At 71.2% G+C, this 11,270-nt stretch carries 10 protein-coding genes; 3 read left to right on the forward strand and 7 right to left on the reverse strand.

Annotation, left to right across the window (positions count from 1 at the left end; all coding sequences use genetic code 11):
* Window positions 1-8 precede the first annotated feature (8 nt).
* Window positions 9-467, forward strand: coding sequence for a (2Fe-2S)-binding protein (locus tag EV216_RS04845; protein ID WP_132693939.1), 459 nt, complete (start codon window positions 9-11; stop codon window positions 465-467).
* A gap of 3 nt (window positions 468-470) precedes the next feature.
* Entirely contained in the window at window positions 471-2,708 is a 2,238-nt protein-coding gene (locus EV216_RS04850; protein WP_132693940.1) for a xanthine dehydrogenase family protein molybdopterin-binding subunit, read from the forward strand.
* Between the two features lie 71 nt (window positions 2,709-2,779).
* Here EV216_RS04850 and EV216_RS04855 read toward each other — a convergent pair whose 3' ends face one another.
* From EV216_RS04855 to meaB, 4 genes are all read right to left on the reverse strand, one after another.
* Window positions 2,780-3,625 (reverse strand): fumarylacetoacetate hydrolase family protein, encoded by an 846-nt coding sequence (locus tag EV216_RS04855; protein ID WP_132693941.1) that lies wholly within the window; start codon window positions 3,623-3,625, stop codon window positions 2,780-2,782.
* Between the two features lie 140 nt (window positions 3,626-3,765).
* On the reverse strand, window positions 3,766-4,053 hold the full coding sequence (gene rpmB / locus EV216_RS04860; protein WP_132693942.1) for a 50S ribosomal protein L28: 288 nt from the start codon (window positions 4,051-4,053) through the stop codon (window positions 3,766-3,768).
* Between the two features lie 116 nt (window positions 4,054-4,169).
* Window positions 4,170-4,910, reverse strand: a complete 741-nt coding sequence (locus tag EV216_RS04865) for a glutamine amidotransferase (RefSeq protein WP_132693943.1) — start codon at window positions 4,908-4,910, stop codon at window positions 4,170-4,172.
* Complete coding sequence (meaB, locus tag EV216_RS04870; protein WP_132693944.1) at window positions 4,907-5,890, reverse strand: methylmalonyl Co-A mutase-associated GTPase MeaB; 984 nt, start codon at window positions 5,888-5,890, stop codon at window positions 4,907-4,909. The genes EV216_RS04865 and meaB overlap by 4 nt, the downstream gene beginning before the upstream one ends.
* A 111-nt stretch (window positions 5,891-6,001) precedes the next feature.
* Here meaB and hrpB point away from each other — a divergent pair, with 111 nt between their 5' ends.
* The gene (gene hrpB, locus EV216_RS04875; RefSeq protein WP_132693945.1) at window positions 6,002-8,443 is read left to right on the forward strand and encodes an ATP-dependent helicase HrpB; all 2,442 of its coding nucleotides are present in this window, start codon (window positions 6,002-6,004) and stop codon (window positions 8,441-8,443) included.
* A 212-nt stretch (window positions 8,444-8,655) separates the two neighbouring features.
* Here the strand turns inward: hrpB and argF are convergent, their stop codons facing one another.
* The 3 genes from argF to EV216_RS04890 form a co-directional block, all read right to left on the reverse strand.
* Window positions 8,656-9,582, reverse strand: coding sequence for an ornithine carbamoyltransferase (gene argF / locus EV216_RS04880; protein ID WP_132693946.1), 927 nt, complete (start codon window positions 9,580-9,582; stop codon window positions 8,656-8,658).
* Window positions 9,579-10,769 (reverse strand): aspartate aminotransferase family protein, encoded by a 1,191-nt coding sequence (locus EV216_RS04885; protein ID WP_132693947.1) that lies wholly within the window; start codon window positions 10,767-10,769, stop codon window positions 9,579-9,581. Before EV216_RS04885 ends, argF begins: the two co-directional genes overlap by 4 nt.
* 224 nt (window positions 10,770-10,993) lie before the next feature.
* Window positions 10,994-11,260: a hypothetical protein gene (locus tag EV216_RS04890; protein WP_132693948.1), complete on the reverse strand. Its 267-nt coding sequence runs from the start codon at window positions 11,258-11,260 to the stop codon at window positions 10,994-10,996.
* Window positions 11,261-11,270 lie beyond the last annotated feature (10 nt).

Genomic DNA, 11,270 nt, shown 5'->3' on the forward strand with positions numbered 1-11,270 from the left:
GGGCCGCCATGAGGCTGACCGTAAACGGAACCGAGCACGAGGTTGATGTCGAACCCGAGATGCCGCTTCTTTGGGTGCTGCGCGATGTGCTGGGCCTGACGGGCACGAAATACGGCTGCGGCATCGGCCAATGCGGCGCCTGCACCGTGCATCTGGGCGGGCGCGCGGTGCAGTCCTGCCAGATCGCGGCGGGCGATGTCGATGGCCCCGTGACCACCATCGAGGGGCTGGGCACGCCCGAGGCGCCGCATCCCGTTCAGGCCGCCTGGATCGAGACCCAGGTCGCGCAATGCGGCTATTGCCAGTCGGGCCAGATCATGGCCGCCGCCGCCCTTCTGGCCGAGACGCCCCAGCCCGACGCGGCGCAGATCGACGCCGCGCTCCACGCCAATCTCTGCCGCTGCGGCACCTATCCGCGGATCCGCGCGGCGGTGCGGCTGGCCGCCGACAAGCTGCGAGAGGGCTGAGCCATGGCAGGCATGGGCAAGATCGCGCGGCGGGGCTTCCTGATCGGGGCGGCGACGGTGGCGGGGGGCCTTGCGCTGGGCGTCTATTCGCTGCGCCAGCCCTATTCGAGTCCGCTGTCCAAGGACCTGCCCGCGGGCATGGCGGCGCTGACGCCCTATGTGGTGATCGACCGGACCGGGGTCACGCTGATCACCCCGCGCGCCGAGATGGGCCAGGGCGCGACCTCGATCCAGGCCGCGCTGCTCGCCGAGGAACTGGATATCCCGCTCGATGCGGTGCGCACCGATCCCGGCATCCCCGCCCCGGCCTATTACAATGCCCGCATCGTGGCCGAGGGGCTGCCTTTCGCCGCAACCGATACCGGCTGGCTGGCCGAGACCGCGCGCGAGACCGGCGCGATGGTCGGCAAGCTGATGTCGCTTCAGATCACCGGCGGTTCGACCACCGTGCCCGACGCCTATGACCGGCTGCGCATGGCCGGCGCCACGGCGCGCGCGATGCTGGTCACCGCCGCCGCCCGGCGGCTGGGCCTGGACGAGGCCGCGCTGCGCACCGAGGCGGGCGCCGTGATCGCGCCCGACGGCACGCGGCTGTCCTATGTCGAGCTTGCCCCCGCCGCGGGCAGGCTGCTGGAACCGCGCAAGGTCGCGCTCAAGGACCCGTCCGACTGGCGGATCCTGGGCAAGCCGATGCAGCGGCTCGACATCGTGGCCAAATCGACCGGAACCGCGCGCTACGGCATCGACCAGACCGCGCCGGGCATGCTGTTTGCCACGGTGCGCACCAATCCCGCACGCGGCGGCGGCGTGCTGCATGTCGATGCCAGCCGGGCCGAGTCGATGCGCGGGGTGGTCAAGGTCATGCGCCTCCCCGACGGCATCGGCGTGCTGGCCGACAACACCTGGCGCGCCTTTCAGGCCGCGAAGGAGGTCGAGATCGAATGGGGTCCCGCACCCTCGCCCGCGAATACCGAGGCGCTGTTCGACAGCATCGCGGGCGCGTTCGAGACGCGGCGCGACAGCCGCTTGAAGAACGAGGGCGACGTCGAGGCCGCGCTGGCGGGCGGCGCGGATGTCGAGGCCGAATACCGCGTGCCCTTCCTCGCCCATGCGCCGCTGGAACCGATGACCGCCTTCGCCTGGTTCCGCAACGGCATGCTGGAATTGCGGGCGGGCACCCAGATCCCGCGCTTCGTGATCGACACCGCACAGCGGCTTTCGGGGCTGCACGAGGATCTGGTCGGGCTTTACGCGCTGCCGATGGGCGGCAGTTTCGGCCGCCGGCTGGAGGATGATTTCATCGACCAGGCGGTGCGCCTGGCCTGGGCGGCCGAAGGACGGCCCGTAAGGCTGACATGGTCGCGCGAAGAGGACATGGCCCGCGATTTCCCCCGCCCGGCCGCCATCGCGCGCGGCCGCGGCCGGGTCGAGGGCGGGCAGGTCGCGGCGCTCGATCTGGCGATCGCCGCGCCCTCGGTCTCGGCCTCGCAGATGGGGCGGCTGGGCGTGCCGACGATGGGCCCCGACACCGCCATCGTCGCGGGCGCCTGGGACCAGCCCTTCGCGATCCCGTCCTGTCGCGTGACGGGCCATCGCGCGCCCGAAACGGTGCCGGTCAGTTCCTGGCGCTCGGTCGGGGCCTCGGCCAATGCCTTCTTCCATGAAAGCCTGATGGACGAGCTGATCCACGCGGCGGGCGCCGATCCGCTGGCCGAACGGCTGCGGCTTTGCACCCACGCGCCCTCCGCCCGGGTGCTGGAGGCGGTGGGCCAGCTATCGGGATGGGGCACAGATCCGGGGCCGGGGCGCGGACGGGGGCTGGCCTTCTGCCTGTCCTTCGGCGTGCCCTGCGCCGAGGTGGTCGAGGTGACCGCGACCGCGGAGGGCATCCGCATCGACCGGGTCCTTGCCGTGGCCGAGGTGGGCCGGGTGCTGGACCCGGTGAATATCGAGAACCAGATCCAGGGCGGCGTGATCTGGGGGCTTGGCCACGCGATCTGGGGCGAGCTGACCCATGCCGAGGGCCGGGTCGAGCAGGCGAATTTCGACAGCTACCGCGCGATGCGGATCGACGAATGCCCCGAGATCGTCGTGCAGGCGCTGGGCAGCGGCGGGCCGGTGCGCGGGATCGGCGAGCCCCCCGTGCCGCCCGCGGCCCCAGCCCTGGCGAACGCGATCTTCGCCGCGACGGGCCAGCGCCTGCGCAGCCTGCCGCTGGCCCGGTCGGTGCGCTTCGTCTGAGCGGGCTGGGGGCGCTGCCCCCCGTCCTTGCGGACTCCCCCCGGGATATTTCCGGCCAGAAGAAGAACAGGTCAGGGGGCGGCGACCGCCTGCTGGCGCTGCTGGCCCAGCCCCTCGACGCGCAGTTCCATCACGTCGCCGGGGCGCAGGAAGCGCGGCGGCTTCATTCCCATGCCCACGCCCGCAGGCGTGCCGGTGGCGATCAGGTCACCCGGCAGCAGCCGCATGAAGCGGCTCATGTAGCTGATGATCTGGCGCACCGAAAAGATCATGTCCGAGGTGTCGCTGTCCTGCACCCGTTCCCCGTTCAGATCGAGCGAGAGCGCCAGCGCCTGGGGATCGGGCACCTCGTCGGCGCTCACCAGCCAGGGGCCGATGGGGCCGAAGGTGGGGGCAGACTTGCCCTTGATCCACTGGCCGCCGCGCTCAAGCTGGAAGGCGCGTTCCGACACGTCATTGACCACGCAATAGCCCGCCACATGGGCCAGCGCGTCGGCTTCGGAGACATTCTCAGCCGCACGCCCGATCACCACGCCCAGTTCCACCTCCCAGTCGGTCTTTTCCGAGCCCTTCGGGATCACGACCGGATCGAAGGGGCCGGACAGGCAGGAACTGGCCTTGGTGAACAGGATCGGCTCGGCCGGCGGTTTCGAGCCGGTTTCTGCGGCGTGTCTGGCGTAGTTCAGCCCGATCGCGTGGAAATTCGGCACCGCGGCAAGGCAGGGGCCGATCCGGGCGCCCGGTGCGATCAGCGGCAGCGTGGCCGGATCAAGCGCGCGGATCGCCTCGAGCGCCTCGAGCGACACGCCCGGCCCGGCGAAATCGGGGACGCGGCCCGAAAGGTCGCGCATCCCGCCCCCGGCATCTAGGATCGCCGGTTTCTCCTGGCCCGCGGGGCCCACCCTCAACAGTTTCATGCGTCCCTCCCCTGTCATGTGCCGCCGCGCCGGCGGGTTGCGTCAGCTATACCGGGCGGGGGGCGCTTGTCGAGGGTGCCGCGCCAATGCAAACGGCCCCGCGGGTTGCGCGGGGCCGGCAGGCAGGATCGGGGGGCGCGTCAGGCGGTGGCCTGGGCCTTCTCGATATCCTTCTTGATCTTCAGCGCCTTGCTGGACAGTTCGTCCTCGCGCGCCTTGGCGAGGAAGGCGTCCAGCCCGCCGCGGTGATCGACCGAACGCAGCGCAGCCGCCGAGATGCGCAGCTTGAACGAGCGGCCCAGCGCATCCGACAGAAGCGTGACATCGTTCAGGTTCGGCAGGAAGCGCCGCTTGGTCTTGTTGTTGGCGTGGCTGACATTGTTGCCGACCATCGGCCCTTTACCGGTCAGTTCGCAGACGCGCGACATGGGGTTCTTCCTCGTCTCGAATAGCAGGGGGCGCCGCAGGGGCAGCGCCGCGAATTCCGTCGCGGTGCATTACGGGCAATCCCGGGGGGCGTCAAGCGATTCATGGGGCATACGGGTCAATCGCATGCATAGCGCGCCACGAAGCGCCTGAGGATCGTTTCGGGCAGGCGCACATCCTCGGCCCGGCACATCGCCACCAAGTCATCGGCGGTTTCGGGCGGGAAATAGCCGCGGTCGCGGTAGATGCGGATGCGCAGCTCGAACCCCGCGCTGTCGGCCTCGGGGTGGAACTGCGTGGCATAGACGTTCGCCCCGTAGCGGATCATCTGGAACGGGCACGGGTCAGAGGACAGCAGATGCACGCAGCCCGGCGGCAGCGCCTGCACCGCCTCCTTGTGGCCGACAAAGGCGCGGAAGCTGTCAGGCAGGCCCGCCAGCAGCGGATCAAGGCGCCCCTCTTCGGTCAGATGGCAGGTGGTGGCGCCAACGGGTTCGGAATAGCGGCGCTTCGACACCTCGGCGCCCAGGTGATGGGCGAGGATGCCGATACCGTAGCAGCAGCCCAGATAGGGGATGTCGCGGGCGGTGATCTCGGGCATCAGCCCCATGACCGCGGCCTCGATCCGCCGCTCGACGGGCGATTTCGCCGCCTCCGGGTCCGAGACGCAGCCCGGACCGCCGCCCACGATCACGCCCGAACAGGCGTCCAGCTCCAGCCCCGCGGGCAGCGGTTCGGCATCCAGCCGGATGCGCCGCACCTGATCGGGGGACAGCCCGCCCTTTGCCAGGATCGCGGCGAACTCGTCATCGGCGGCCTCGGTCTCGGGGCGCAGTTGCAGCACCAGAAAGGGCTTCACGGCGCGGCCCCCAGCGCGGTCAGCATCTCGGCGGTGGCCCGTTCCACGCTGGTCTCGCCCGCCGCCACCTGCGCGCCCAGCGCCGCCATCCGCGCCCGCATCGCGGGATCGTGGTCAAGCCGCGCCAGAAGCCCGCGCCGCACCTCCTCGGCGAACCAGTAGCGCGCCTGTTCGGCCCGCCGCGCCTCGAAATGCCCGGTTTCGCGCCGCCATTGCGCCAGCGCCTGCATCTCGGCCCAGGCATCCGACAGCCCCGCCTCCTGCAATGCCGAGACGCAGATCGCCTTGGGGAAATCGGGCGGATCCTGCGGGCGGCGGCGCAACAGCCGCAACGCGCCCGCGTAATCGGACCGCGTGCGTTCGGCCGCCGGTTTCAGATCGCCATCGGCCTTGTTCACCAGGATCAGGTCGGCCATTTCCATGATGCCGCGCTTGACGCCCTGCAATTCGTCGCCGCCCGCGGGGGCCATCAGCAGGATGAACAGATCCGTCATCTCGGCGACCATGGTTTCGGACTGGCCCACGCCCACCGTCTCGATCAGCACGATGTCGAAGCCCGCCGCCTCGCACAGGCTCACCGCCTCGCGCGTGCGCCGCGCCACGCCGCCCAGCGCCGACTGGCTGGGCGAGGGGCGGATGAAGGCATCGGGGTTGCGGCTCAGCCGTTCCATCCGGGTCTTGTCGCCCAGGATCGAGCCGCCCGAGCGCGCGGAAGACGGGTCCACCGCCAGCACCGCGACCTTGTGCCCCTGCCCGGTCAGCATCATGCCGAAGCTCTCGACAAAGGTGGACTTGCCCACCCCCGGCGTGCCCGACAGCCCGATGCGCAGCGCCTGCCCCGGCGCATCGGCCAACAGGTCCAGCAGGGCCCGCGCGGCGGCCCGGTGATCGGCCCGCCCGCTTTCGATCAGGGTGATCGCACGCGCCAGCGCCCGGCGTTCGCCGGCGCGGATGCGGGTGGCAAAATCCTCGATATCCATGGGCGGCTCCGCTGCTGCGCGGTCCTTCTCTTGCCGCGTGTGCGGCGGGCTGTCCACCCCTCTGGCCCCCCCTCTGGCGAAGCGGGGCGGTTTCGCCCATAACCCACGGCCATGACGCCCCTGCCCATAGACGCCGCCCTGCCCGACCTGATCGCGGCCCTTGCCCGCGCCGGCCGCGCCGTGTTGCAAGCCCCCCCGGGTGCGGGCAAGACGACGCGGGTGCCGCTGGCGCTATTGCAGGCGGGCCTGACGGGGGGCCGCATCGTGATGCTGGAACCAAGACGGCTGGCCGCCCGCGCCGCTGCCGAGCGCATGGCCGAGACGCTGGGCGAGGATGTCGGCGAAACGGTCGGCTACCGCATCCGGGGCGAGGCCAAGGTCGGGCGCAGAACCCGCATCGAGGTCGTGACCGAAGGCATCCTGACCCGGATGATCCAGTCCGATCCGGGGCTCGACGGCATCGGCGCGGTCATCTTCGACGAGTTCCACGAACGATCCCTTGCCGCCGATCTGGGCCTTGCACTGGCCTGGGAGGTGCGCGGCGCCCTGCGCGAGGACCTGATCCTGCTGGTGATGTCGGCCACGCTGGACGCCGCCCCGGTGGCCGCCCTTCTGGACGACGCCCCGCTGGTCAGTTCCGAAGGCCGCGCCTTCCCGGTCGAGACCTTCTGGCTCGACCGCCCCCTGCCCAAAGGCGCCCGCCTGCCCGAGGCCACGGCCGATCTGGTCGCCCAGGCGCTGGCCGAAACCCAGGGCGGCCTCCTCGTCTTCCTGCCCGGCGAGGGGGAAATCCGCCGCTGCGCCGCAGCCCTTGCCCCCCGCCTGCCGCCCGATTGCCATATCCGCCCGCTCTACGGCGCCCTGCCCTTCGCCGAGCAACGCGCCGCGATCCGCCCCGAGCCCGAGGGACGCAAGATCGTGCTGGCCACCGCCATCGCCGAAACCTCGCTGACGATCGAGGATATCCGCGTCGTCGTCGATGCCGGCCGCGCAAGGCGCGCGCGCTTCGACCCGAATTCGGGCATGGCCCGGCTGGTGACCGAACGCGTCACCCGCGCCGAGGCCGACCAGCGCCGCGGCCGCGCCGGGCGGGTGGCGCCGGGGCGCTGCTACCGGCTCTGGACCCGCGGCGAGGAAGGCGCGCTCGCCGCCTTCCCCCCGCCCGAGATCGTCGCGGGCGACCTGACCGGGCTCGCGCTCGACCTCGCGCTCTGGGGCACGGCCGATCCCGGCGCGCTGGCCCTGCTGACGCCCCCCAATCCCGGCGCTCTGGCCGAGGCGCGCGCGCTGCTCACCGCCCTCGGCGCGCTCGACGGCAAGGGCCGCGTCACCGATCACGGCCGCGCGCTGGCCGCGCTGCCGCTGCATCCCCGGCTCGGCCACATGCTGGCCATCGCGGGCAAACAGGCCGCCCCGCTCGCCGCCCTGCTCGAAGACCGCGACCCGCTGCGCGGCGCAGGCACCGACCTGACGCTACGCCTGCGCGCGCTGGCCGACCACCGCGCCGAGACGCCCATCCCGCCCGACCGCGCAACGCTCGCCCGCATCCGCGCCGAAACGAAGCGCCTTGCCGCCCGCGCCCCGGACAGCCCCCGGCCAATGTCAGCGGGCGAGATGGCGTCGCTTGCCTATCCCGACCGCATCGGCCTGCGCCGCAAGGGCGAGACGCCGCGCTTCATCCTGTCGGGCGGCAAGGGTGCCGTGATGGGCGCGGCCGACCCGCTGGCGGGCCAGCGCCTGATCGTCGCGCTCGATCTCGACGGCGACACGCGCGAGGCCCGCATCCGCCTCGCCGCCCCGCTGACCGAGGCCGAGCTGCGCGCCACCCATGGCCCCGCCATCGCGTGGCACGAGATATGCCACTGGTCAGGCCGCGAAAACCGGGTGATCGCGCGCCGCCAGGAACGCTTCGGCGCGCTTGTCCTCGACGACCGCCCCTGGCCCGACGCGCCGCCCGAGGCCATGGCCCGCGCCGCGCTCGACGGCATCCGGGCGCTGGGGCTGCCCTGGACCGATTCCGCCCGCCGCTTCCAGGCCCGGGTCGAGTTGATCCGCCAGCAGGGCGCGGACCTGCCCGACCTCTCGGATTCCACGCTTATGGACCGTCTCGACGACTGGCTCCTGCCCCATCTCTCCGGCGCGCGCAGCGCCGAGGATCTCCGAGGCCTCGACCTCCTGCCCGCGCTCCGCGCCTGCCTGAGCTGGGACCAACAGCAAGGCCTCGACCGGCTCGCCCCGGCGCATTTCGAAACCCCGCTCGGTCGGCAGGTGCCCATCGACTATTCCGGCGACAGCCCTTCCATCGAATTGCGGCTTCAGGAACTCTTCGGCACCACGACCCATCCCAGCATCGGCCCGAACCGCCTGCCGCTCCGGATCACGCTGCTGTCGCCTGCACAGCGCCCGGTGCAGGTCACGACCGACCTGCCGGGCTTCTGGGCGACCAGCTATTCGGATGTCCGCAAGGACATGCGCGGGCGCTACCCCAAACATCCCTGGCCCGAGGACCCCACCGCCGCCACGCCCACATTGCGCCGCAAACCCCGGCCCTGAGCGCCTGTCAGACCGAGCGCCTGCGGCGCGCGCCTTTCATCTCGGGCCCGGCCCTCCGGCCGGTCCCTCGGGTGGCGCCCCACTCCTGACCGCTGTTTCTTCTTGGCCCAAATACCCCCGCCGGAGGCGCCGCGCGCGCCCGCGCGCGGCCACGCCCAACCCCGGGCAAGCGGGGCGCAAGCCCCGCGCGGGCCGGGGGCGGGAGCGCCCCGTCAGACGCCCAGGCACCAGCGCAGGATCGCCTTCTGCGCGTGCAGCCGGTTCTCGGCCTCGTCGAAGATCACCGAATGCGGCCCGTCCATCACCGCGCTCGTCGCCTCCTCGTCGCGATGGGCGGGCAGGCAATGCATGAACAGCGCATCGGGCTTCGCCGCCGCCATCAGCGCCTCGGTCACCTGGTAGGGACGCAACTGGTTGTGCCGCCGCTCGCGCGCCGATTGCGGGTCATGCATGCTCACCCAGGTATCGGTCACCACGAGGTCCGCCCCCGCGACCGCGCGCATCGGATCGCGCTCGATCTCGACCCGCACACCCTTGGCGCGCGCCTCGGCCACGAAACCCGGCTCGGGGTCCAGCGTCGGCGGCCCGGTAAAGGTGAAATCGAAACCGAACTGCCCCGCGGCATGGAGGAAGGACGCGCAGACATTGTTGCCATCCCCCGACCAGACCACCTTGCGCCCCCCGATCGGGCCGCGATGTTCCTCATAGGTCAGGATATCGGCCATGATCTGGCAGGGATGGCTGCGGTTGGTCAGCCCGTTGATCACCGGGACGCTGGCATGTTCGGCCATCTCGTGCAGCGTCGCCTCCTCGAAGGTGCGCAGCATGATCAGGTCGACATAGCGCGACAGGACGCGGGCCGTGTCGGCGATGGTCTCGCCATGGCCCAGCTGCATGTCCGCGCCCGACAGCACCATGGTCTGCCCGCCCATCTGGCGCACGCCCATGTCAAAGCTGATCCGCGTCCGGGTCGAGGGTTTCTCGAAGATCAGCGCCACCATCCGCCCCGAAAGCGGCTGGTCGTCGTCCAGCGCCCCCCGGGGCCGTCCCGCCCGCGCCGTCTTCATCGCGCGGGCCGCGTCGATCATCGCCCGCAACTCGCCCGCATCCGTGGTGTGAAGATCGAGGAAATGCCTCATGCCCCCGCCCCCTTGCCTGCCAGCACCCCCGCCGCCGCATCGAGCCGCGCGATGGCCTCGGCGATCTCCTCCTCGGTGACGTTCAGCGGCGGCAACAGCCGCACGACATTGTCCGCCGCGCCCACCGTCAACAGGCCCTGGTCATGGCCCGCCTGCACCAGATCGGTATTCGGCACCCGGCATTTCAGCCCCAGCATCAGCCCGACCCCGCGCACCAGTTCGAAGATATCGGGATGGCTTGCCACCAGCCCCTCCAGCTTCTGGCGCATCAGCCCCGCCTTGCGGTTCACCCCGTCCAGAAAGGCGGGTTCGCCGACGATCTCCAGCACCGCCTTGCCCACCGCGCAGGCCAGCGGGTTGCCGCCATAGGTGGACCCATGCGTGCCCACCGTCATGCCGCTGGCGGCCTCCGCGCTCGCCAGCACCGCGCCCAGCGGAAAGCCGCCGCCGATGCCCTTGGCGATCATCATGATGTCGGGCGCAACCCCGGCCCATTCATGGGCGAACAGCTTGCCCGTCCGGCCCATCCCGCATTGCACCTCGTCGAAGATCAGCAGCGCCCCGGTCCGGTCGCACAGATCGCGCAGCCCCTTCAGGCAGGGTTCGGGCAGCGGGCGGATGCCCCCCTCGCCCTGCACCGGCTCCACCATGATCGCCGCCACGGTTCCGTCGACGGCGGCCTCAAGCTCTTCGCCATGGGCCGGAAAGGGCAGATGGACAAAGCCCGGCAAAAGCGGGCCGAAGCCCTTGGTCATCTTCTCCGACCCCGCCGCCGCGATCGCGGCCGAGGACCGGCCATGGAACGCGCCCGCGAAGGTGACCATCTTCACCCGCTCGCTCTGGCCTTTGTCATACCAGTATTTGCGCGCCATCTTGACCGCGAGTTCGCAGCTTTCGGTGCCCGAATTGGTAAAGAACACCGTGTCGGCAAAGGTCTTCTCCACCAGCGCGTCGGCCAGCGCCTGCTGTTCGGGAATGCGGTAAAGGTTCGACAGATGCCACAACCGGCCCGCCTGTGCCGTCAGCGCCGCGACCAGCGCGGGATGGGCATGGCCCAGCGCGTTCACCCCGATCCCCGCGCCGAAATCGAGAAAGCGGCGGCCATCCGTGGCGGTCAGCCAGGGGCCTTCGCCCCGCACGAATTCCAGCGGCGCACGGTTATAGGTCGGCAGGATGGACGGGATCATGCGGAAAATCCTTGGGATCAGAGGCCAAAGGGGTGCCCCACGGCCGGGATCGTGTCAACGTGGGAGAGGAAGACGCGTTGGCGCACGCGCAGGCGGCCGGGTCAGGCCCGGCGGCGGCGTCGGCGCGAAAGAGGGCGGCACAGCGGCGTCATGGCCGCCCCGATAGCGCGGTTTCGCCGCCCTGTCCAGCACCGGGGCGGCCCCCCGGCCCCGTTGCGATCCGCTCAGACCTGGGGATGCACCGCGCCCGGGCCTGCGGCCTCCTTCGGCGCTGGCGGGGTTGCGGCCAGCAGCGCCAGCGGCCCCAGCAGTACGGTCAGCAACCGGCCATTCTCGCGCCGGGTGATATGCCAGCCGATATAGGGCAGCGTCTGGTTGTCGGCCTTCCAGGGGCGCGGCTCGCCCCAGTCATCCGCAAGCCGCAGGCAGAGGAAGACAGGCAGCGTTCCGCGCCGTTCCGGGATCATCACCTTGAAAAGCGTTCTGGGCATCGTTCGGTCC

Source organism: Rhodovulum steppense (assembly GCF_004339675.1).
Classification (GTDB): domain Bacteria; phylum Pseudomonadota; class Alphaproteobacteria; order Rhodobacterales; family Rhodobacteraceae; genus Rhodovulum; species Rhodovulum steppense.